Annotated in this window: 18 protein-coding genes; 13 read left to right on the top strand and 5 right to left on the bottom strand. The window is 70.8% G+C overall.

The window, feature by feature from the left end; translation table 11 throughout:
- The 4 genes from fucP to GGQ54_RS10715 form a co-directional block, all read right to left on the bottom strand.
- Window positions 1-1,347, bottom strand: a complete 1,347-nt coding sequence (fucP, locus tag GGQ54_RS10730; RefSeq protein ID WP_179445380.1) for an L-fucose:H+ symporter permease — start codon at window positions 1,345-1,347, stop codon at window positions 1-3.
- Window positions 1,348-1,427: 80 nt separating this feature from the next.
- A complete protein-coding gene (locus GGQ54_RS10725) occupies window positions 1,428-3,338 on the bottom strand; it encodes a penicillin-binding transpeptidase domain-containing protein (RefSeq protein WP_179445379.1) in 1,911 nt (636 codons plus the stop codon).
- 55 nt (window positions 3,339-3,393) lie between these two features.
- Window positions 3,394-4,278: a serine hydrolase gene (locus GGQ54_RS10720; protein WP_179445378.1), complete on the bottom strand. Its 885-nt coding sequence runs from the start codon at window positions 4,276-4,278 to the stop codon at window positions 3,394-3,396.
- Window positions 4,268-5,152, bottom strand: a complete 885-nt coding sequence (locus tag GGQ54_RS10715; RefSeq protein ID WP_179445377.1) for a LysR family transcriptional regulator — start codon at window positions 5,150-5,152, stop codon at window positions 4,268-4,270. Before GGQ54_RS10715 ends, GGQ54_RS10720 begins: the two co-directional genes overlap by 11 nt.
- An 82-nt stretch (window positions 5,153-5,234) precedes the next feature.
- Between GGQ54_RS10715 and bla (GGQ54_RS10710) the strand changes: the two genes are divergently transcribed.
- The 6 genes from bla (GGQ54_RS10710) (at window position 5,235) to GGQ54_RS10685 (ending at window position 11,826) form a co-directional block, all read left to right on the top strand.
- Window positions 5,235-6,164 carry a class A beta-lactamase gene (bla, locus tag GGQ54_RS10710; RefSeq protein ID WP_179445376.1) on the top strand — a complete coding sequence of 310 codons (930 nt, stop codon included), beginning with the start codon at window positions 5,235-5,237 and terminating at the stop codon, window positions 6,162-6,164.
- Between the two features lie 2 nt (window positions 6,165-6,166).
- On the top strand, window positions 6,167-6,964 hold the full coding sequence (gene bla / locus GGQ54_RS10705; protein WP_179445375.1) for a class A beta-lactamase: 798 nt from the start codon (window positions 6,167-6,169) through the stop codon (window positions 6,962-6,964).
- Window positions 6,965-7,014: 50 nt separating this feature from the next.
- Window positions 7,015-8,271 (top strand): glucose-1-phosphate adenylyltransferase family protein, encoded by a 1,257-nt coding sequence (locus GGQ54_RS10700; RefSeq protein WP_179445374.1) that lies wholly within the window; start codon window positions 7,015-7,017, stop codon window positions 8,269-8,271.
- 1 nt (window position 8,272) lies between these two features.
- A complete protein-coding gene (locus GGQ54_RS10695) occupies window positions 8,273-9,391 on the top strand; it encodes a GTPase family protein (RefSeq protein ID WP_343045932.1) in 1,119 nt (372 codons plus the stop codon).
- 75 nt (window positions 9,392-9,466) lie between these two features.
- On the top strand, window positions 9,467-10,300 hold the full coding sequence (locus GGQ54_RS10690) for a hypothetical protein (protein WP_179445372.1): 834 nt from the start codon (window positions 9,467-9,469) through the stop codon (window positions 10,298-10,300).
- A gap of 176 nt (window positions 10,301-10,476) precedes the next feature.
- A complete protein-coding gene (locus GGQ54_RS10685) occupies window positions 10,477-11,826 on the top strand; it encodes an HNH endonuclease signature motif containing protein (RefSeq protein WP_179445371.1) in 1,350 nt (449 codons plus the stop codon).
- Window positions 11,827-11,878: 52 nt separating this feature from the next.
- Here GGQ54_RS10685 and ligD read toward each other — a convergent pair whose 3' ends face one another.
- Window positions 11,879-12,808 carry a non-homologous end-joining DNA ligase gene (gene ligD, locus GGQ54_RS10680; protein ID WP_179445370.1) on the bottom strand — a complete coding sequence of 310 codons (930 nt, stop codon included), beginning with the start codon at window positions 12,806-12,808 and terminating at the stop codon, window positions 11,879-11,881.
- A gap of 97 nt (window positions 12,809-12,905) precedes the next feature.
- Between ligD and GGQ54_RS10675 the strand changes: the two genes are divergently transcribed.
- From GGQ54_RS10675 to GGQ54_RS10645, 7 genes are all read left to right on the top strand, one after another.
- Window positions 12,906-14,666 (top strand): glycoside hydrolase family 3 protein, encoded by a 1,761-nt coding sequence (locus GGQ54_RS10675; protein ID WP_179445369.1) that lies wholly within the window; start codon window positions 12,906-12,908, stop codon window positions 14,664-14,666.
- A complete protein-coding gene (locus GGQ54_RS10670; protein ID WP_179445368.1) occupies window positions 14,663-16,390 on the top strand; it encodes a serine hydrolase domain-containing protein in 1,728 nt (575 codons plus the stop codon). The genes GGQ54_RS10675 and GGQ54_RS10670 overlap by 4 nt, the downstream gene beginning before the upstream one ends.
- Before the next feature lie 72 nt (window positions 16,391-16,462).
- On the top strand, window positions 16,463-18,082 hold the full coding sequence (locus GGQ54_RS10665; RefSeq protein WP_179445367.1) for an ABC transporter substrate-binding protein: 1,620 nt from the start codon (window positions 16,463-16,465) through the stop codon (window positions 18,080-18,082).
- The gene (locus GGQ54_RS10660; protein ID WP_179445366.1) at window positions 18,079-19,098 is read left to right on the top strand and encodes an ABC transporter permease; all 1,020 of its coding nucleotides are present in this window, start codon (window positions 18,079-18,081) and stop codon (window positions 19,096-19,098) included. Before GGQ54_RS10665 ends, GGQ54_RS10660 begins: the two co-directional genes overlap by 4 nt.
- Window positions 19,095-19,958, top strand: a complete 864-nt coding sequence (locus tag GGQ54_RS10655; RefSeq protein ID WP_343045931.1) for an ABC transporter permease — start codon at window positions 19,095-19,097, stop codon at window positions 19,956-19,958. Before GGQ54_RS10660 ends, GGQ54_RS10655 begins: the two co-directional genes overlap by 4 nt.
- Window positions 19,955-20,941, top strand: a complete 987-nt coding sequence (locus tag GGQ54_RS10650) for an ABC transporter ATP-binding protein (protein WP_179445365.1) — start codon at window positions 19,955-19,957, stop codon at window positions 20,939-20,941. The genes GGQ54_RS10655 and GGQ54_RS10650 overlap by 4 nt, the downstream gene beginning before the upstream one ends.
- Window positions 20,938-21,924, top strand: coding sequence for an ABC transporter ATP-binding protein (locus tag GGQ54_RS10645; RefSeq protein ID WP_179445364.1), 987 nt, complete (start codon window positions 20,938-20,940; stop codon window positions 21,922-21,924). Before GGQ54_RS10650 ends, GGQ54_RS10645 begins: the two co-directional genes overlap by 4 nt.
- Window positions 21,925-21,976 lie beyond the last annotated feature (52 nt).

The raw sequence follows: 21,976 nt of genomic DNA, 5'->3' as shown, positions 1-21,976 counted from the left end.
TCACTGCCCGGTGTGGACCTCGGCGTGCTGGGGCCGGTCGTCGGTGTGTGAGCGTACCTGGCCGAGGAAGTAGAGCATGATCCCGACGAAGCAGGCCGCGGAGACGACGAAGGACATCTGCAGCGAGCCGAGGGCGTCGGAGACCGCACCCTGGACGACCGGGATCACCGCGCCGCCCACGATGGCCATCACCAAGATCGCGCCGCCGGTCTCCTGGTAGCGCTTGTCGGTGATCGTGTCCAGGGTCTTGCCGAAGATCGTCGGCCAGCCGGGCCCCATCAACAGATTCGACCCGACGACGAACCAGATCGCGATCGATGCCGGCCCGAAGGCGGCGATCAGCAGGATCACCGCACCGATCAGGCAGTAGATCACCAGCACCCGGGATGCCGAGAACCGTGCCATCAGGAAGTTGGCGGGCAACTTGCCGACCAGGAAGCAGATGAACCCGATGATCATGAAGTTGGTCGCGTCCCGCTCGTTCATCCCGGGATTGAGCACCAACGCCAGCCGGATCGTGAACGACCACACCGCCGTCTGCAGGCCCACATAGAGGAACTGGGCGGCGATGCCCTTCCAGTACGCCGGCTTGCCGGCCAGGTAGCGCAGCGTGGCGCCGAGGCCGGCCTGGTCGCGGGCCGCGGCGTCGTCGCGCGGCTTCGCCTTCGGGTAGGAGGTGATCAGGAACAGGATCAGCAGGCAGACCAGCACGACGAGGATGTACTTGTAGGGCAGCAGAGTGTTCTGCAACAGCGCCTCGCCGAGCGCCTGCCGCTCCTGCGGTGATCCGGCGGCTTCCAGTTGCGCCTCGATCGAGTCACCCGAGCTGAAGATCAGGTACTTGCCGAGCAGCACGCCGAGCAGGTTGCCCACCGGGGTGAACGTCTGGGAAATGTTGAGCCGCAGGGTCGAGGACTCCTTCGGCCCGAGCATCGAGGAGTAGGTGTTGGCGCTGGTCTCCAGGAAGCTCAGCCCGACGGCGATCGCGAAGATGCAGAACAGGAACATCCCGTAGGTGGCGAGCGTGCTCGCCGGGAAGAACAGCCCGCAACCGATGATGTAGACGCCGAGCCCGATCAGCACCCCGACCTTGTAGGAGGTCTTGCGGATGATCCGGGAGGCCGGGATCGCGATCAGGAAGTAACCGCCGTAGAACGCCGACTGGACGAAGGCGCTCGCGGCATCCGTCAGCGAGAAGACGTGCTTGAACTGCGCGATCAGGATGTCGTTCAGGCCGGCGGCGGCGCCCCACATCGGGAACAGCATCGACAACAACAAGAACTGGAACCACGGCGTCCGATCCAGGTACCCGGAGTCGAGCTGCTTCGCGGGGTTCTTGATCAACATCGATGTGTCCTCTCGGTACCTGCGCTGGCCGACCGAGCCATTTGACCACATGTCCCCAGCACCACCGCACGGGGCGCGGGTCAGTCGGACAGGAAGTCCCGCATCAGCGGTCCGGCATCGCGGGCGCCGGATCGGCCGTCGGCGACGAAGACCGCGACCGCCAGGTTGTCGCGGGTGGCGACCAGCCAGGCGTGCGTACCGACCGGATCCGCGCCGTACTCGGCGGTGCCGGTCTTCGCGCCGACCTCGCCCGGCAGGTCATCCAGCATCCGGGCGCTGCCGTCCGTCACCACCGAGCGCATCAGGCCGCGCAGGGTGTCGGCCTCCTTCGCGGTCAGCGGCCGCGCGGGCTCGCCCAGCGGCGGCACCTCGGCGTCGGTGATCAGCCGCGGGGTGACCCGCTCACCGGCCGCGACCGACGCTGCCACCGACGCCATCCCGAGCGGCGTGGCCAAGACCTCACCCTGGCCGATCATGGCCACTGCCTGATCGAGCCCGGGCCCGGTCGGCGGCGCCTCGCCGAGCCAGAACGGGTAGCCGAGGTCGGCATCGTGATTGAGTCCGAGCGCCTCTGCGGCCGCCCGCAGATCGTCCGAGCTGATCTTGGCCGAGGCGTTGATCAGCGCGGTGTTGCAGGACTGGGCGAACGCCTCGCGCAGGGTGATCGTGCCGAGCGCCGACTCGGGGTAGTCGGAATAGTTGCCGATCTTTCGGCCGTCGATGCTCGCCTGCCGTGTGCACTCGACCGGACTGTCCGGGCTCAGCCCGGCGCGGAGCAGGGCCAACACCGTGACGATCTTGAAGGTCGACCCGGGCGGGTAGCGGCCCATCGTGGCGGTCGACTCTCCGTCGCCGCCCGGGCCGGAGGCGGCCACCAGGATCTGTTGATCCGACGGCCGGATCGCGACGATCGCGGATGCGCTGTCGGTCTCGGCCAGCAGTCGCTCGGCCCTGGCCTGCAGGTCGGCATCCAGGGTCACCTTGAGCGGCTTTCCGCGCGCCGCCTCGGCGGTCCACAGCTCCGGCCCGTCGGCGATCCGCAACGAGGTCTCGGGAACACCCCGCAGACGTTCGTCGTAGCGGCGCGACAACCCGGAGAGCCCGACGATGTCGCCGGCATCGATCCGGCCCTTCGACTCGGCGACGATCTCGTCGGTGGCCGGCCCAACGGTGCCCAGGAGGGGCCGGGCGAACTCCCGGGTCGGGGCGAGATAGGCATCGTCGAGCTCGATCCGCCCGCCGCGGATCTTCTCGATCCGGGCCGCGAGGGCGTCGGACACATCCTCCTCGCGCAGCACGATCGCCTCGACGAAGGCCTTCGGGCCGGCGGCGCGCAGCTTCTTGACGAAGGTGTCGGGGTCCACGTCGACGGCCCGCGCGAGGGCGCGCGCGGAGTCCTCCTGGGCGTCTGCGTCCACGCTCGGCTTGTCGATCCCGATCCGCTGCACGGTCCGCCTGGTGATCAGCTCGGTGCCGGCGCGGTCGACGATGGGGGCGCGCTCGGCGGCGGACCGGCGTACCTCGAACCGGTCGGAGGTCGCGGTCAGTTCGGGATGGAACTGGGGCATCTGGAGGTTGGCCCGCCACATCTTGCCGTCCTGGATCAGGTCGGCCCGTGTCGAGTAGGTCCACGGCTGCGCGCCGGGCACCACATCCCACGACCAGTCCAGTCGCACCGCGGTCCGGGTGCTGAACGCGCCATAGGGATCGATCTGGCCGACAGTCACGGTCGGGAAGGCGCCCGCGGCGCTCATCACGAGTTCGGGGTACGCCAGGGCTGCTGGCTCGGACTCGGCGGTGAGCGGCACCTCGCCCCAGACATGTCCGGCGGACAGATAGCTCGCCAACTGGGCGGCGACCTGCCGCGGATCGCTCTCGGGCTCGGGCGCGCTGCATCCCGCGACCGCCAGTAGCAGCGCGACGAGACCCGCCAGCACTGCGGGCGCGCGCCGCACGGGGACGAGCCGCGGGGGGACAACGGGGATCCTCACGAGCGCACAGTCAACGCCGCCGGGTGTTCGGGGTCCAATACCGCGGCGGGATGGGTCAGCCGCGGAGTGCATCGACGGCCAGCCGGCCGGCGTGGCCGATGGCGAACTCCGCCTCGAGTTGCACCGAGGCCGGGATGCTCGACCGGGTCAGGGCAACCACGGCGACCCGGTCCGGTCCGGCCTCGACCACCCCGGCCTCGTGCCGCAGATCCAGGAAGGTGCCCGTCTTGGACAGCACGCGCACCTCGTCGCTGGCCAGCTCGACGGCCAGGCGGTGTCGGGTGAGCTGGTGGCCGAGAGCGGCGCGAAGCCGCGCGCAGGCCGCCGGGGTGGAGATCCGATCGGTCCACAGCCGGTCGAGCAGATCCAGCAGAGCGCGGGCGGTGCCGACATTGGCGCGGTGCGGGTCGAGCTCGCCGATCAGGTGACCGCCGCCCGGGGTGGTGGCTCCCGCGGCGAGGCCGAGCCCGACCTCGGCCACGGCGCCCGACATGCCATAGATCGCCCGCATCGGGTGGCGCAGGACGATCTCGGCGAATCCGAACCCGGCCAACCGCTCGGTCACCGTCTCGATCCCGATACGTTCCAGCAGGGCGTCGGTCGCGGCATTGTCGCTGACGGCGAGCGCCAACTGCATCAGGTCCTCCGCGGCCACCCGGCTCGGGTGCCGGAACAGCGAGACGCCGGTCGGGCCGCTGGTCGCCCGATCGGGGTCGAGCTCGAACGGCTCGGCCGGGTCGAGTTCGCCCCGCTCGAACGCGTCGTGCACCACCACCGCCAACGGCAGCTTGATCACCGAGGCCAGCGGCCAGGCGATCCCGGCACCGAAGCCGAGCTCCGCGCCGGTGTCGAGATTGCGGGCGAGCAACGACCCGCTGAGCCCCGCTGCCGCCCAGTCCCGCTCGATGTCGGCGATCAGGGCGGCGTGCTCACGCAGCATCGCGCCCCCTGACCCGTCCGCCGAGCCCGGACGCGAGCCGGCCCAGCAGGGCGGCTCGGTCGCCGGCGGTCAGCTCGGCCGGGCCTGCCAACCGGTAGCCACGGGCGAGGTCGAGGCGCCCGGGCGGCGACCAGGCGAGCTCCTCGCGGTCGGCCTCGGCGGCGCTCGCCACCACCACGTCGCCGCGCTCGTGCACGCGGGTCCAGGCCTCCGCGGCGGGTGTGGAGATGATCAACTGGTCGGCGCGGAGCCCGGCGGCGAAGACGGCATCGCGCAGCCGGTCGCGGACCGCCGGGACGTCGTCCTCGGCGAGCAGGTGCAACGCCCGTGGCGGGTGGGCGCGCTCGCGTACCGGCCGACGCAACTGGTCGAGGAAGAACGCGCGCGGGGTGCCGGCCGGGCTGTGCTGCGCGATGCCGAGTGGTACGCAGATCTCGGCACCGTCCGGCGCCACCGGGACCAGCGCCAGGTGCGCCGAGCCCGCCTGCAGCAGCTCCGCCCGACCGGCCGGATCATCGGCCACGAAGACGACCTCGCGTCCGGCGAACCCGCGCCGGATCGCGGCCCGGGCCCGGGCGGTGACGCCCGGCGGGACGCCGAGCACCAGCACCGGCCCGTCGTCGGCGAACAGCCGCTCGATCCGGTCGGCCCGGGCCAGTAATTCCTGGGCCAGCGGCTGCAGCCGCTCCCCGTCGGGCGTCAGCTCGACGCGCCGCGACGTGCGGATCAGCAGCGGTACGCCGAGGCGCTCCTCCAGCCCCGCGATCCGCCGGCTGGCGACCGGCTGCGGCTGACCGCAGCGCTCGGCGCCACGGGTGAAGCTGCGCTCGGCGGCCACCGCGCAGAAGCTGCGCAGCGATTCCAGCAGGTCCATGCGGGCAACAATACGGTTCGCGCATGAATGGCGGGGTGGCTGTCTTGGCGTACCCGCGCACCCTCCGGCCACGCTGTCGATCATGGAACCGAACGAAACCAGCCCAGTCCGATCCACCCAGATCGCGCGCCGGACGGTGCTCGCCGGCGCTGCGGCAGCCGCCGCTGCCGCCGCGGTCGGCGGCGCAGGTGCACCGGCGGCCGTCGCCGCGGGCTCCCCGATCGCGGAGCTGGAGGGCCGCTACGACCGCCGGATCGGCCTGTACGCCGAGAACCTGCGCACCGGGCGTCGGATCGCTCATCGACCGGACGAGCGCTTCGCGATGTGCTCGACGTTCAAGCCGTTCGCGGTCGCCGCGGCGCTGGACGGGCGCCTGGTCAGCCCGGACCCGAAGTTCCTGCAGCGCCGGGCGTACTACCCGCCGTCGCTGGTTCCGGACGGCCTGTGGGCGCCGCGGACGCGGGAGTGGCTGGAGCGTGGCTATGCCCCGACGATGGCCGAGATCTGCGAGGCGTGCACCCGCGAATCCGACAACGGAGCGGCGAACCTGCTGCAGCAATACATCGGCGGCCCCGGCGCGGTGACCCGGCTGTACCGCGATCTCGGTGACCGGGTCAGCGTGCTGGAGCGCTGGGAGCCGGAGATGAGCGACTGGGATCCGTCATCGATACGCGACACCAGCACCCCGCGAGCGATGGGCAACAACTACCGCGAGCTGCTGCTCGGGCGTACCCTGCGGCGGCGGATCCGCGATCAGCTCACCGAATGGTTGCTCGGCAATCTGACCTCCGACAACACCTTCCGCAAGGAGCTCCCGGTCGACTGGCGATTGGCGGACAAGACCGGCTCCGGCGGGGACTACGCGACCAGGAACAACATCGGCATCGCCTGGACCGGCACCGGCGTACCGATCGTGATCAGCGCGATGACCAGTTCTTCCGACATCGATGCCGAGACCCTGGACGCGCCGCTGGTCGACATCATGCGCCTCGTGGTACGAGAGCTGGGCTGATCATGGAACAGATTGCTCGGATCGAGGAGCGCTACGACCGCAGGATCGGCCTGTACGCACAGAATCTGCGCACCGGTGCCACCGTCGATCATCGTGCCGACGAGCGGTTTGCCATGTGCTCGACCTTCAAGACGCTCGCCGCGGCAGCGGTGCTGGACAACCGGTTGATCTTCCGCGATCGCCTGATCATGGACCGGCGCCAGCACTTCCCGCCGTCGCTGGTGGACGGAGCCGGGTACGCCGCGGTGATGGCGGCCTGGCTGGAACAAGGACACGTGCCGACGACTGCCGAGGTGTGCGAGGCGGCCGTCGCCGATTCGGACAACGCGGCCGGAAACCTGCTGTTGCAACTGATCGGCGGGCCGGGTGCGATCACGGCGCTGGCGCGTGACCTCGGCGATCGGGTGACGGAACTGACGCGGTGGGAGCCAGCGCTCAACGAGTGGGCACCCGGCGACCTGCGCGACACCACGACTCCGCGCGCGATGGGCGAGAACTACGGGCAGTTGGTCGCCGGGCGGGCTCTCGGGGGGGCCGCCCGGCGCCGGCTGACCGGTTGGCTGTTGGCGAACCGGACCGGAGCGGACGATCTTCGCAAGGGCCTGCCGGCGGGCTGGCGGCTCGGTGACAAGACCGGCAGCGGGGCGTACGGCACGCGCAATGACGTCGGGATCGCCTGGACGCCGGCGGGCGTACCGATCGTGATCAGTTGCCTGACGAATGCCGATTCGGCGGACGCCGAAACCCGCAAGGAGCCGCTGGCCGAGGTCGGCCGGCTGTGTGCGGAGCTGCTGGGCTGACGCCGAGACGGGCGCCCGGCGGTGCGCCGGGCGCTCGCTAGCATGGCCGCATGGCTCGAGTACGGACGCTTGCGCTCGTCCTCGCCGGCGGTCAGGGCAGCCGGATGGACGTCTTGACCCGGGAACGGGCGAAACCTGCCCTGCCGCTGGCCGGCAGCTTCCAGTTGATCGACGTGGCGATGTCGAACCTGCACCACAGCGGCATTGACGACGTGTGGCTGGCGGTGCAGTACCAGGCGCGCTCGCTCGACGATTCGGTCGGCAATGGCCGGCCGTGGGATCTGGACCGGACACGCGGCGGATTCCGGCTGCTGCCTCCCCAGGAGGGCGATTCGGCGGTCGAGGACGGTTTCGCGACGGGCAATGCCGATCAGTTGTTCCGGCTGCGCAGCGAGATCACGGCGCACGGCGCGGAGGAGGTGATCGTGCTGAGCGCGGACCATGTGTACCTGACCGACTATGCCGACGCCCTGGCGACCCACCGCCGCAAGGGCGCCGGGTGCACGATCGTCACCTACGACCTGGGCGCCGACCTCGGCATCGAGGAGGCGAGCAACCACGCGACCGTCGAGTCGAACCGGCTCGGCCGGGTGACCGACTTCGCCTACAAGCCGGAACGGCCGAGCACCGGGGTGGTCGCCACCGAGGTGTTCGTCTACGACACCCAGGTGCTGGTGGACACGCTCGGGGACCTGCACCGCGAGCTCGATGGTCGGCAGGAGGACGAGGACGACTCGGGTCTGGGCGACTTCGGCGAACATCTGGTGCCGCGGCTGGTCGAGCAGGGCCGGGCGTACGAGCACCGCATCGGCGGCTACTGGCGTGATCTTGGTCGGCCGTCGACCTATCTGACATCGCACCGGGATCTGGCGCGCGATGATCATGGCGTGCTGAATCGCACCGACTGGCCGCTGCTGACGCGACAGATCCCGGCGGCCCCGGCCCGGTTGTCCGGCGGCGCCCGGGTCGACGAGTCGCTGATCAGCGGCGGTTGCCAGGTGGACGGTGAGGTACGCGGGAGTGTGCTCGGGCCGCGGGTGCGCGTCGCGGCGGGCGCGAGCGTGCGAGATTCGGTGATCTTCGCCGACTGCGAGATCGGGCCGGATGCGGTGGTCGAGGCAACGATCATGGACACCGGGGTACGCGTCGGCGAGCACGCCCGGATCGGCGGTGAGCCGAGTCGGCCCGACAGCCCGGATGACGACGAGATCACCCTGGTCGGTGCGGACACGACCGTGCCCGCGGGCGCGGAGGTGGAGGCCGGAGCGCGACTGGAGCCCGGCACCAGCCGGGTCGGGGGCGAGTGAGGTGTCGCAGTGGTTCACCGACGCGTTCCGGGCCGAGTATGACAAGCAGTCCGACGAGATCGGCCGGTTCAATCTGGCGGTGTTCGGCAAGACCGGGGTGGGCAAGTCCACGCTGATCAATGCGGTCTTCGGTGAGCCGGTGGCCGCGACCGGCATCGGCGAGCCGGTGACGAAGGACTCACATCTTTATCTTGATCGGCGTGGGCGCCTCGGCATCGTGGACACTCGCGGGCTGGAGATCGGCCGCGACGACAAGACACTGGCGGCCGATCTGTCGAAGTTCGTGAAGGAGTATCGACGCAAGCCGATCAACGAGCAGGTGCATGCGGCGTGGTACTGCGTACGACCGATGGATCGACGATTCGAGGAGTCCGAGGCGCAGTTCATCCGCAATCTCGTTGATCACGGACTGGGCGTGATCTTGGTGTTCACCCAGGTGCCGTCACGCGACGGGGTGGTGCATCCGGACGTGATCGAGCTGGCGCGCCGGATCGAGCAGCTCCGGTTGCCGATCTTCGGCGAGCGGCCCGTGTTCACCAACGCCATGAGGGATCCGTTCACGGGTCAGCCGGCCTTCGGCTTGATCGACCTCGTCCAGGCGACCTTTCGCATTGTGCCGGAGGCAGCACATGCAGCCCTCGTCGCCGAACAGCAGGTGGACCTTGCGTCGAAGGCGCGCGAGTCGCACAAGACGATAGGGGCGGCAGCGGCCGGCGCGGCGGCGGCCGCGGCGACGCCGATCCCGTTCTCGGATGCGGCGGTGCTGGTGCCCATCCAGTTGGCGATGATGGGTCGGCTCGCGATCATTCACAAGCTGCGGTTCGACCGCGCGGCCATGCTGGCGGTCGCCTCGACCGCTGCCGCGACCACCGGTGGCCGGGCGGCGGTGACCGGGCTGTTGAAGTTCATCCCCGGGGCCGGCACGATCGCCGGCGGGGCGATCGGCGCCGGGGTCGCGTCGACCTTCACCTTTGCCATGGGACAGGCCTGGCTGGTGGTCTGCCAGCGGGCCGCATCCGGGAATCTGCCGATGATCGGCGGGGTCGTCGATTCCGATGCCGTACGCGAGGTCTTCCTCGGCGAGTTGGGCAAGCGGATGCCCAAGATCAGGCGGGAGTAGCCGCGCGTTTCTTGCGTTCTTGGCAACCCTGCTGAACAGCGGGGCTTGGTCATACGGTCCCGCTATCTTGCAGACATGACTTCCGGAGGCGCTGAGAAGGAAAAGCCCCTGAGTTCCACCCGTGCACTGCACGACCTACTCCGTACTGTTCGGGCCGAAGCCATGCAGGGCGGACGCTCTGTACTGGAGGCTTGGTCAGGAGCGCTCGGGGTAGGGCACGGATCGCCGGAGTTCGTCAGGGGCCACATACGAGCAACCGACCTGTTCAGCGAGATGCTTGCCGAACTCGACACCTTGGACGAGCCCGCCAAGCGCCGCTATGAGTCACGGCTGTCGATTTGGTGGGATGCCCTCGTCGAGCCAGCCGGGTGGTCAGAGCCGGTCCCCAATCGGGACGACCCGCTCGATCACCTCGACTCCATGGCCGACATCGTCGAGGCGCAGAGCGTCGAGCTCCGCACGGCGGCACAGAAGCTCAGGGATGCCCTTACCACGGCTCGCAGGATCGTTGTCCAGGCGGTCAACGACGGGGAGGTTGAGGAGTCCGCCGGCTCGCGGCTCATCGACTTGATCGATCGCCTCCTGCATGAGATCGATGATCCCCAGAAAAGCGTATTCCGCCTGAAGGATGTTGCCGCGACGTTCTTGGGCGATCTCCAGATCTTCCTCATCCGTTACCCACAGGCCGTTGGTGTGTTGTCCCGAGTAGTAGGAACGGTCATTGTCGGAATCACGGTCCTGATTGACCCGGTCGCGGCCGCTGGCCTCGCGAGCGCCGTCGCGGCTGGGTCATGGACTGCCGACAGAATCCTTGCGAGCGCCGAGCCAGTAATGCCCAAGGCATTGGAGTCGGGCGCGACGAGGGAGCTCGAGTCCGGGTCAGGCGACAGCGAGGAAACCGACAGCTAGTCCCAGTCCAATCAACGACCCGTTGCATCCTGCTGGTGCGACCGGGACATCTGTGGGCACTCGAACTGTCAGTCGGTTCGCGGCGTCGACGCCGCGAGCAGCCGCGAAGCACTTGCTGTGAACAACGCGATTCGTTGCGCGGGAGATTGTCAGACCTCCTCCCTAGAGTTGGTTTCATGAATCGGGGGGCGATGAGCACGGCGGGCGCGCTGCTCGGCGCGGTCGCCGACCTGCGCCATGATCAACTTCGCGCCGAGGCCGATATCCTCGACGCTGCCGCCGAGTGGGCCGTGCTGCATCCCGACCTCGATGATCAACCGGCGACCCTGTGGTCGCGCGGCGAGGACACGCTGATCCCGCTGGCCGGCGCCGGCGCCCCCGGGGTCGACCCCGCGTGCGTCGCCGAGTTCGCGGCGGTCCTCGGCGTCACGACCGAGTCCGGGCAGCGACTGATCGGCGACGCGCTGGAGCTCCGCCACCGGCTGCCGCTGCTCTGGGCCGACGTGCAGGCGCTACGGGTGCCGGCCTGGCGCGCCCGCACGGTGGCCGAGGCGACCCGCGCGCTGCCCCCGGCCGCGACCGCCTACGTCGACCGACAGGTCACCGCGGTCGCCGGCAGGATCGGCCATGCCCAGCTCGCCCGGCTGGTCGCCGCCGCGACGGCGCAGTTCGTCGCGGCCACCGAGGATCCGGCCGGCGGCCACCCGGACAACGCCGGCGGCCGCGACGACGACCTGTTCGTGGAGGTCGAGTGCGATGTCACGGGCGTCGACGGCCGGGCGTATCTGTCGGGGACGCTCGAGCTTCCGGACGGCCTCGACCTGGCCGCCGCGCTCAGCGCGGGCGCCGAGGCCCAGCGGGCCTGGGGATCCGACGCCCCGCTGCACGCCCGCCGCACCCGCGCCCTCGGCGACCTCGCCCGCCGCCAGCCCCTGCTCGATCCCTCCCATTCCGACCCGGCCGGCGACCCCGACCAGGCTCGACCGGCGGATCCGGACGGCGCCCGACCGGCGGGGCGCACGATCGTGCTGTACGCCCATCTGAGCGCCGACGGCGCGCGGGCGCCGTTCGGGCCGGTCGGCCGGCTGGGCAACACCGACTCCCCGATCACGCCGGATCAGGTCCGCGGCTGGTGCGCCGCGCCGGGCACGACCGTCGTGGTGAAGCCGGTGATCGACCTGAACCGGCCGCGGACGTCACCGCGCTACGCGATCCCCGATCCCATCCGCGAGCAGGTCATTCTGCGCGACCCGACGTGCGTGTTCCCGTGGTGTGCGAAGAACAGCCTGCGCGCCGACATCGACCACATCACGCCCTGGCCGCACGGCCCGACGCACACCGACAACCTGGCGCCGCTGTGTCGCCGCCATCACCGCCTGAAGACGCTCGCGGGTTGGCGCTACCGCCGCCTGCCCCGCGGCGGCTACCTGTGGACCAGCCCGAACGGGTGGACCATCGTCCGCGACCGCACCGGTACGCGGCCCGCCCGGCGCCCACCCGAGCGGCCACCGCCGGACAGCGGCTGATCGATCCCGGCGACCCCTGCTTGTCCGGCAACCCCTACTTCTCCGGCAACCCCTACTTCTCCGGCAACCCGTCCCGATCGGCCCACTCGAGCAACGGCTCGATGGCGAACGGATGATCATCGATGCCCGCATGCAGATCGCCGAGCTCGGCGAAGCGCCCCGGCATCGTGAGCACCGTGAAATCGTCCGGCTCGGCGTCGCCGACCTCGTCCCAGGTCAGCGGCGCCGAGACGGTCGCGCGCTGGTTCCCACGCACGGAGTAGGCCGAGGCGATCGTGTGGTCGCGGGTGTTCTGGTTGTAGTCCACGAACAGCTTCGCCGGATCGCGATCCTTGCGCCACCACGTCGTCGTCACCTCCTCGGGCAGCCGCCGCTCGACCTCGCGGGCGAACGCGAGCGCGGCCCGGCGTACCTCGGCAAAACCATGATCGGGATCGATCCGCACATAGACGTGCATCCCGTGGCCTCCCGAGGTCTTCGGCCAGCCGACCGCTCCCAGCTCGTCCAGCACCTCGTGCGTCACCTCGGCCGCCCGCAGCACCCGCGACCACGGGCACTCCGGCCCGGGGTCAAGATCGATCCGCCACTCATCCGGGCGCTCGACATCGGCGCGGCGCGAGTTCCACGGATGGAACTCCACCGTCGACATCTGTACCGCCCAGATCACCTGCGCAATCTCCGTCACGCACAACTCATCGGCCGTCCGCCCGAAGCGCGGAAAGAACAGCTCGACCGTGTCCACCCAGTCCGGCGCGCCCTGCGGCAACCGCTTCTGGTGCACCTTCGGCCCCGACAACCCCTTCGGGAAGCGGTGCAGCATCGTCGGCCGCTCGCGCAACGCGTTCACGATCCCGTCGCCGACCGACAGGTAGTAGTTGGCGAGATCCAGCTTGGTCAGCCCGAGCTCGTCGAAGTAGACCCGCTCCGGATTGCTGATCCGGACGGTACGCCCGCCCGCCGCCAGCTCGATCGCCTGACCCATGCGATCACGCTACCGAGGGTTGACCCCGAGATGCCCGCTGGCTAGCTTCGCAGAACGGCCCGATCCGGGCGCTCCCCCAGAAGGAGGTCGGTCGACGATGACCACCTTGACCCGTCCCGCCCGCCTGTTCGCGGCCGCTGTCCTGGCCGGGGCGCTCGCCCTCGCCACGGCCGCCACCCCGGCCCGGGCCGCCGATCCGGCGACCCGCTGGGCCGACGCGACCCTGCGCCGGATGAGCCTGGAGGAGAAGGTCGGCCAGCTCTTCGTCAACTATGTCTACGGCGCGAGCGCCGACGCCGCCGACAGCCGCAATACGGAGCGCTACGGCGTCGCCACCCCCGCCGAGGTCGTCGCCAAGTACCGCCTCGGCGGCGTGATCTACTTCGCCTGGTCCGACAATGTCGCCGACCAGTCCAAGATCGCCGGCCTGAGCAACGGCCTGCAGCGCGCAGCCCGCGACGCCAGCCCGCGTACCGACATCCCGCTGACCATCAGTACCGACCAGGAGACCGGGCTGGTGGCCCGGATCGGACCACCGGCGACCGAGTTCGCCGGTGCGATGGCGCTCGGTGCCACCCGCGATCCCGAGGCCACCCGCACCACATACGCGATCACCGGCCGCGAGCTGCGCGCCTTCGGCATCAATGCCGACTACGCCCCCGACGCCGATGTCAACGTCAACCCGGCGAACCCGGTGATCGGCGTACGCTCCTTCGGCTCCCGCCCCGACCTGGTCGCCGAGCACGTCCCGCAGGCGATCGCCGGCCTGCAGAACGCCAAGGTCAGCGCCGCCGCCAAGCACTTCCCCGGCCACGGCGACACCAATGTCGACTCCCACACGGGATTCCCGGTGATCAACCACACTCGCGAGGAGTGGGAGACCATCGACGCGCCGCCCTTCCGGGCCGCGATCGAGGCCGATGCCGACATGATCATGACGGCCCACATCTCGGTGCCGGCACTCGATCCCAGCGGCGACCCGGCCACCTTGTCCGAGCCGATCGTCACCGGCATCCTGCGTGATCAACTCGGCTACGACGGAGTGGTCGTCACCGATTCCCTCCGGATGGATGCGGTACGCCAGAACTATCCCGACGCCGAGGTGGCGGTGCGGGCCATCGAGGCGGGCGTGGACGTGCTGCTCGACGCGAACTCGCCCGACGTCCAGTACCGGGCGGTGATCGATGCCGTCCGCTCCGGCCGGCTCACCGAGGAGCGGATCGATCAGAGCGTCCGGCGGATCCTCGCCATGAAGTTCGAGCGCGGGGCCGTCGCGATGTGGCAGACCAATCCGAACCTGCGCGATCGCGTGGTCGGCACCGCCCGCAATCTCGCCACCGCCCAGGAGATCGCCGACCGCAGCATCACCCAACTCACGGACGCCGCCGACCTGGTGCCGCTCGGCGCCGGGCGCACGCTCGTCACGGGCGCCGGAACGGCCCCGGTCGATTCCCTCACCCGGGCGCTGCGCGACGGCGGCGCGGACGCCGAGGCCCACGCGACCGCGACCAACCCCGATGCCGCCGCGATCACCGCCGCCGTCGAGCGCGCCCGCACCGCCGGCCGGGCCGTGGTGATCACCAACAACACCAGGGCGAACTCCGGTCAGGCCGCGCTGGTCGACGCGCTGAACTCGGCCGGCGTACCGGTCGTGGTGGTCGCGGTCGGCGTGCCCTACGACATCGCCTACCTCGACACCGAGAGCTATCTGGCGAGCTATTCGCGCAATGATGTCGCCCTGCGCTCCGTCGCCCGGGTGCTCACCGGGCAGGTCGACCCGTCCGGTCGGCTGCCGGTCGACATCCCGTCGGCCGACGACCCGGACGAGATCATCTACGAGTTCGGGAGCGGCGAATGAGCCGCCGGCTGGGCGTGCTCGCCGCCCTCGCTATGGTCCTGATCATGGTTCCGAGCAGCCCGGCGAGTGCCGCCGACGGTGCGGCCCGAGGGCGCTTCGATCGCCCGCAGGACGGCTTCGCGCGGCCCACCACCTCGCTGGGCGAGAGCACCCCGCAGCGGATGCGGCTCGACCCGGCGCCGATCGCGGAGGCCTGGCGACAGGTGCAGTCCTATGCCGAGGCGCAGCCGGACGGCCGTCCGCGCTACCCCGGCGGCGTGCTCACCTACGGCTATCAGGGCAAGATCGTCTTCTCCGAGGCGTTCGGCGAGGCGGTGCGCTACGGGCCCGGCCAGACGGTGCTGCCGGCCGACCAGCGGATCGCCACCCGGACCGACACCATCTATGACCTGGCCTCGATCTCGAAGCTGTTCACCTCGATCGTGGTGCTGCAGCAGGTGGAGCGCGGCCGCGTCGACCTGGACGCCGCGGTCGCCGACTATCTGCCCGAGTTCGCCGCGAACGGCCCGGACGATCCCGATGGCAAGGCCTCGATCACGGTACGCCAACTGCTCACCCACACCTCGGGGCTGCCTCCCTTCCTGCCGCTGTGGCGTGATCAACCCGATCCGGACAGCCGGCTTCGAGCCGCCCTGACCGCCAAGCTGAGCAACCCACCCGGCAGCACCTACACCTACAGCGATCTGAATCTGATCGCACTCGGCGAGCTGGTGCACCGGGTGAGCGGCAAGACCCTTGATCGACTCGTCGCCGACGACATCACGGGCCCGCTGCGGATGACCGACACCGGATACAACCCCGACCCGTCGCTGCGTCCGCGGATCGCGGCCACCGAGGAACAGCGCGCCCCGGACCGCGGCGTCGTGTGGGGCGAGGTGCACGACGAGAACGCCTGGAGCCTCGGTGGCGTCGCCGGGCACGCGGGCGTCTTCTCCACCTCGGCCGACCTCGCCCGGCTGGCCCAGGCCATGCTGAACGGCGGCGTCCTGGACGGCCGGCGGATCATGCAGCCCGAGACCGTCGAGGCGATGATCACCAACGAGAACACCGGGTTCCCGGGAGACGATCATGGGCTGGGCTTCGAGCTGAACCAGCACTGGTACATGGACGGACTGTCGGGCCCGCGTACCGCCGGACATACCGGCTACACCGGAACCTCGCTGGTGATCGACTTCGACAGCCGGTCGTTCGTGATCTTGCTGACCAACCGGGTCCATCCGTCCCGCGAATGGGGCAGCGTCAACCCCGCGCGCACCGCCGCAGCCCGCGGGCTCGCCGATGCCCTGGCGGTGCGCGCGGTCGCCGGCAAGCGCGCCTGGGTCTCCACCCGGCCGAACAACGCGGAGACCTCGCTGCGCCTCGCGGTGCCGGCGGGCAGCACGGAACTGCGCTGGCAGAGCCTGGTCGACCTCGAGCCGACCGACCCGTTGATCATGGAGACCAGCCGCGACGGCTCGACGTGGCAACCGCTGGCGTACCGGCTCGGCGACGACGAGGTCGACGGCGAACTGACCGCGTCCACCGGGCGCACCTGGCGCGCGGGGCGGGCCTCGCTGCCCGCGGGCACCACCGCGGTCCGCTGGCGCCAGACCTTCGATGCCAGTGCGGCCGGTCGCGGCGTGTTCGTCGACGATGTCCGGATCGGCGCGGGCGCCTCCGCGCGGCCGATCGATGAGTCCGATCCGGCCTGGTCGGCCGACGGCTGGCAGATCACGGACCGCTGACCGCAGGTGACGAGCACATCTCGCTGCGAAGAACCCCCCTCACGCCCACGGGATTCTGGATACCGTCACCCCATGGCGGTTCGCACGATCGGCGGGCGAAGCCGCGGACTGCTGGGCGCACTGGCCGCGGCGGCGGTGCTGCTGGCCGGCTGTGCCCCGATGGGTCCGACCACCGGCACCGAGTTCGGCGAACGCTCCGTCGACGCCCGCACCCCCGGCCGGGGCGGCAGCGCGCAGGTCGCACTGGCCAGCGAACCCGACCTGCTCGACCCGACGCAGTCCTCGACCCTGGTCGCCCGTCAGGTCTTCGCCTCGATGTGCGAGAAGCTCTACGACTACGACGAGTCGATGACGATCGTGCCGCAGCTCGCGACCGAGTTGCCGCAGACCTCGCCCGACGGGCGCCAACTCACGGTGTCCGTGCGCCGCGACGCGCGGTTCGCCGACGGCACGCCGCTGGACGCGGCCGCGGTCAAGAAGTCGCTCGACCGGCACCTGCAACTGGAGTCCTCCAGCCGCACCGCGGAACTGGCGAGCGTCGAGGAGGTGACCGTCCGAGACCCCGGCACGGTCGTGCTCTCGCTGAGCCAACCGGATGCGTCCCTGCCGAGCGTGCTGGCCGACCGCGCGGGGATGATCATGTCTCCGCAGGCGCTCGATCGGCTCGGCGAGGACTTCGGTACCGAACCCGTCTGCGTCGGTCCGTTCGCCTTCGTCAGTCGAGCGATCGGCGACCGGATCGTGCTGCGCCGCGATCCCAATTACTACGCCGCCGACGAGATCGCCCTGGACGAGGTGATCTACCGGGTGATGACCGACTCCTCCGTGCGGTTGGCCAATCTCCGCTCGCGCGATGTGGTGGTCGGGGACCAGATGGCGCCGGTCGACGTGCTCTCGACGAGCGGCGACGGCGAGCTGCAGCTCTTCCGGAGCCCGTCGTTCGGCTACTACGGCCTGACCGTCAATACCCGCACCTCGGGCGGGCCGGCGCCCGGCGCGGTGGTCGACACCCCGCTCGCCACCCGCCCGGAGCTGCGCACCGCGTTCGCGCTGTCGCTCGATCGGGCGCTGATCAACAAGATCGCCTTCCAGGACATGTACGCCCCGGCCTGCGGGCCGGTGCCGCCTGCCAGTGCCTACGCCGACCCCGACCTGGTCTGCCCCGGTCGCGACCTCGAGCGGGCCCGCCGGCTGGTCGCCGAATCGGGTCTGCCGACGCCGGTGTCGGTCGAACTCAGCATTCCCAACACCGCCAACGATCTGCGCACCGGGCAGATCATCCAGGCGATGGCGAACGAGGCCGGCTTCGACGTCCGGCTGCGCGCGATGGAGTTCACCAGCCTGCTCGAAGCGGGCAAGAACGGGGACTTCGAGATGTTGCTCTCCGGCTGGTCCGGGCGCGTCGACCCCAATGGCAACATGGCCTCCTTCCTCCGCTCCGGCGCACCCAACAACTACGGCGGGTACGCCAATGACGAGGTCGATGCCCAGCTCGCCGAGGCCCTCACCATCAGCGATGTCGGAAAGCGGCGCGCGGCGTACCGGGCACTGCAGGAGAGACTGGCCGAGGACCTGCCGATCATCTACCTGTTCCGCCCCTCCAGTCTGGTGCTCGCCAGCAACCGGCTGGCCGGGCTGCGGGTCTATGCCGACGGCCTGATCCGGCTGCGGGACGCGGGGTATGCGACATGACCGTCACCGCACCGCCCGCCACCCAGCCGTCGGCGACCCGGCCGAACGCCCCGCGCGGCCGCGCGCTGCGCCATCTCGCCGGTCGCGCCGGCCAGGCGCTGGTGACGATCTTCTTGGTCAGCATCGCCGTCTTCGCGGGCATCCGGGCGATCCCGGGCGACCCGGCCCTGGTGCTGGCGGGCGAGGACTCATCCCCGGAGGCCATCGCCGCGATCCGCGAGCGGTACGGCCTGGACGATCCGCTGCCGATCCAGTACCTGAACTGGCTCTCCCACGCGATCCGCGGCGACTTCGGCACATCGGTCCGCACCGGCGAGCCGGTGATCGAGGCGGTCCTCGCGGCGCTGCCGGTGACCCTGGAGCTCGCGCTGCTCAGCATGCTCTTCGCCACCGCGATCGGCGTCGCCGCCGGCGTCGTTGCGGCCGTCGAGCGCGGCCGCCCCGGCGAGTGGCTGGCCAACGGCGCCGCCCTGCTCGGCCTGTCCATCCCGAACTTCTGGCTCGGCATCCTGCTGGTGCTGATCTTCGCGGTCGGGCTGCGCTGGTTGCCGGCATCCGGGTTCGTCCCGTTCACCATCGACCCGCTGGAGAATCTGTCCCGGATGATCATGCCGGCCTTCGTGCTCGGCAGCGGTCTGGCGGCCGTCGTCATGCGCCAGACCCGCTCGGGCATGCTGGAGGCGCTGTCCGCAGACTATGTGCGTACCGCGCGCGCCAAGGGGCTCACCGGCCGCGCAGTGGTGCTGGACCATGCGCTGCGGAACAGCCTGATCACGGTGGTCACCGTGCTCGGCCTCAATCTCGGGCAGTTGATCAGCGGGGCGGTGGTCACCGAGCAGGTGTTCACGCTGCCCGGCTTCGGCAAGCTGACCCTCGATGCGGTCTTCACCCGCGACTACCCGCTGATCCAGGCGGTGGTGTTGATCACCTCGGTCGCCTATGTGGTGATCAACCTGCTGGTGGACGTCTGCTACACCCTGCTCGATCCGCGGATCCGGGTCGGTGGTGTGTCGTGAGCGGCATCGTCACGCCGGCCCGCCGCCGATCGCGCGCCCTGAGCCGTCTGCGCGCCAACCCGCTCGCGGTCGCCGGCGCCGTCGCGGTCGGGGTCTTCGTGCTCGCCGCACTGGCCGCGCCGCTGCTCGCCCCCTATTCCCCGATCGCCCCCGATTTCGACGCCGTCCTCGCGCAACCCTCGCTCGCCCACTGGCTCGGCACCGACGATCTCGGCCGCGACCAGCTCTCCCGGATCCTGTTCGGCCTCCGTGCCTCGCTGCAGGTCGGGCTGCTGGCGGTGATCGGCGCCGCGGTGATCGGCATCGCGACGGGCATGTTCGCGGGCTACTACGGCGGCGTGATCGACATGATCGCCTCGCGGCTCACCGATGCACTGCTGGCATTCCCGTTCCTGATCCTCGCGGTCGGGTTGGCGGCGATCCTCGGCCCCTCGCTGACCAATGCCACCCTCGCGGTCGCGATCTCGCTGGTTCCCGCGTTCTTCCGGGTGGCCCGCGGCGAGGCGCTGCGGCTGCGCGGCGGGGAGTATGTGCAGGCCGCCATCGCCAGCGGCTCGCGGCCGGTCACCGCACTCGCCCAACACGTCCTGCCCAATGCCGCGTCGGCCCTGATCGTGCAGACCACCATCGCCATTCCCGGCGCGATCCTCGCCGAGGCCGTGCTGAGCTTTCTCGGTCTCGGCGTACAACCGCCGACCCCGTCGCTCGGCACCATGCTCTCCGCCGCGCAGTCCTTCCTCTACCCGGCGCCGTGGATGGCGGTCTTCCCCGGTCTGGCGATCGTCGCGCTCACGCTGGCGTTCAATGTGCTCGGCGACGGGGTGCGGGATGCGCTCGACCCGAAAGGAGACGGCCGATGACCGGCCCGGTGCTGCGCGTGCGCGACCTCGACATCACCTTCCGCAGCGAAGGCCGCACCGTGCACGCGGTCCAGGGGCTCGGCTACGACCTCGCGCCGGGCGAGGTCTTGGCGGTGGTCGGCGAGTCCGGCTGCGGCAAGTCGATCAGCGCCCTGTCGGTGCTCGGCCTGCAACCGCGTACCGCGACCGTCACCGGATCGGTACGCCTGGGCGAGGTCGAACTGGTCGGCGCGTCCACGGCGACGCTCCGCGACATCCGCGGCGATCGGGTCTCGATGATCTTCCAGGAGCCGTTGTCGTCGCTCAATCCCGTGCTGACGGTGCGGCGCCAGCTCACCGAGGTGCTCCGGCGCCATCGCGGCCTGTCCGGTACGCGGGCCCGCGAGCGCGCGATCGAGCTGCTGGGGCTGGTCGGCATCCCGGCACCGCGGCAGCGGATCGACCTCTACCCCCACCAGCTCTCGGGCGGCATGCGGCAGCGGGTGATGATCGCCATCGCCATCGCCTGCGATCCCGAGGTGCTGATCGCCGATGAGCCGACGACGGCGCTCGACGTGACCGTGCAGGCCGGCATCCTGACGCTGCTGGACCGGCTGCGCGCCGAGCTGGGCATGGCGATCGTGTTGATCACCCACGATCTCGGCGTGGTCGCCGACATCGCGGACCGGGTGCTGGTGATGTACGCCGGTCGCGGCGTGGAGACCGCGCCCGTGGCGGAGCTGTTCGCCAACCCCGAGCACCCGTACACGAACGGCCTGCTCGGTGCCGTCCCGCGGCCCGGATCGGTGGCCGACCGGCTGGCCGAGATCCCCGGCACGGTGCCCGCGTTGGCGGTGCAGCCCGACGCGTGCACCTTCGCGGATCGTTGCCCGCGCGCCGCCGACGACTGCCGGGCCGCCCGACCCGCGCTCGCCGGCCCGGGCGAGCATCTGGTCGCCTGCTGGCACCCGATGACGAACGCGACCGCGGGAGCGCAGCGATGACCGGTTCCCCCGCGCTGGAGCTGTCCGGGCTGACCCGCCACTTCGGCGCGGTCCGCGCCGTGGACGGCATCGACCTGGTGGTCGCCGAGGGGGAGATCCTCGGGCTGGTCGGCGAGTCCGGGTCCGGCAAGTCGACGGTGGGGCGGCTGGCCGTGGCGCTGGACCGGCCGAGCGCGGGCACGGTCCGGGTGCTGGGGACCGAGCTGACCGGCCTGCGCGGTGGGCGGCTGCGCGCCCTGCGGCGACGCTTCCACCTGGTCTTCCAGGACCCCGCCTCCTCCCTCGATCCCCGCCAGACCTGCGCGACGATCGTCACCGAGCCGCTGCGGCACCACGGCATCGGGACGCGCGCGGAACGCCGGGCCCGGGCCGCCGAGCTGTGTGGGCGCGTCGGCCTGCGCGAGGACCTGCTGGATCGCTACCCGCACGAGCTCTCCGGCGGGCAGCGGCAACGCCTGTCGCTCGCCCGGGCGCTGATCCTCGATCCGGACCTGATCGTCGCCGACGAACCGACCAGCGCGCTCGACGTGTCCGTACAGGCGTCCGTGCTGAACCTGCTCAAGGAGCTGCAGCGCGAGCTCGGCTTCGCCGCGCTGTTCATCACCCACGACCTCGGCGTGGTCGAGTACCTGGCCGACCGGGTCGCCGTGATGTATCTCGGCCAGCTCGTCGAGGTCGGCCCGACGGCCGAGCTGACCGCCGACCCGCTGCATCCCTACAGCCAGGCCCTGACCGCCGCCGCCCCCGTACCCGACCCGGTCGAGCAGCGTTCCCGCGAACGGATCGAGATCTCCGCCGACCTGCCCGACCCGGCCGATCCCCCGAGCGGTTGCCGATTCCGCACCCGCTGCCCGATCGCCGTGGCACGGTGCGCGACCGAGGTGCCGGAGCTGCGCGAGGTTGCGCCGGGGCGGTTCGTGCGCTGCCATCTGGTGACCGACGGTGCGGCGCCGGTCGCGCTCACGCCGGCCCGCGCCACGTGAGACGCTCCCCCTACCCGATCTGTCCCCCACCCGATCTGTCCCCCACCCGATC

Source organism: Naumannella cuiyingiana (assembly GCF_013408305.1).
Classification (GTDB): domain Bacteria; phylum Actinomycetota; class Actinomycetes; order Propionibacteriales; family Propionibacteriaceae; genus Naumannella; species Naumannella cuiyingiana.
The sequence above is the reverse complement of the archived record's forward strand: the minus strand, read 5'-3'. Positions and strand labels throughout refer to the sequence as shown.

Coding starts and splice junctions, on each gene's coding strand:
- GGQ54_RS10665 (WP_179445367.1), top strand. CDS start 16,463: ATGGCGGTTCGCACGATCGGCGGGCGAAGCCGCGGACTGCTGGGCGCA.
- ligD (WP_179445370.1), bottom strand. CDS start 12,808: ATGGGTCAGGCGATCGAGCTGGCGGCGGGCGGGCGTACCGTCCGGATC.
- GGQ54_RS10690 (WP_179445372.1), top strand. CDS start 9,467: ATGACTTCCGGAGGCGCTGAGAAGGAAAAGCCCCTGAGTTCCACCCGT.
- fucP (WP_179445380.1), bottom strand. CDS start 1,347: ATGTTGATCAAGAACCCCGCGAAGCAGCTCGACTCCGGGTACCTGGAT.
- GGQ54_RS10720 (WP_179445378.1), bottom strand. CDS start 4,278: ATGCTGCGTGAGCACGCCGCCCTGATCGCCGACATCGAGCGGGACTGG.
- GGQ54_RS10670 (WP_179445368.1), top strand. CDS start 14,663: ATGAGCCGCCGGCTGGGCGTGCTCGCCGCCCTCGCTATGGTCCTGATC.
- GGQ54_RS10650 (WP_179445365.1), top strand. CDS start 19,955: ATGACCGGCCCGGTGCTGCGCGTGCGCGACCTCGACATCACCTTCCGC.
- bla (WP_179445375.1), top strand. CDS start 6,167: ATGGAACAGATTGCTCGGATCGAGGAGCGCTACGACCGCAGGATCGGC.
- GGQ54_RS10700 (WP_179445374.1), top strand. CDS start 7,015: ATGGCTCGAGTACGGACGCTTGCGCTCGTCCTCGCCGGCGGTCAGGGC.
- bla (WP_179445376.1), top strand. CDS start 5,235: ATGGAACCGAACGAAACCAGCCCAGTCCGATCCACCCAGATCGCGCGC.
- GGQ54_RS10715 (WP_179445377.1), bottom strand. CDS start 5,152: ATGGACCTGCTGGAATCGCTGCGCAGCTTCTGCGCGGTGGCCGCCGAG.
- GGQ54_RS10645 (WP_179445364.1), top strand. CDS start 20,938: ATGACCGGTTCCCCCGCGCTGGAGCTGTCCGGGCTGACCCGCCACTTC.
- GGQ54_RS10675 (WP_179445369.1), top strand. CDS start 12,906: ATGACCACCTTGACCCGTCCCGCCCGCCTGTTCGCGGCCGCTGTCCTG.
- GGQ54_RS10685 (WP_179445371.1), top strand. CDS start 10,477: ATGAATCGGGGGGCGATGAGCACGGCGGGCGCGCTGCTCGGCGCGGTC.
- GGQ54_RS10660 (WP_179445366.1), top strand. CDS start 18,079: ATGACCGTCACCGCACCGCCCGCCACCCAGCCGTCGGCGACCCGGCCG.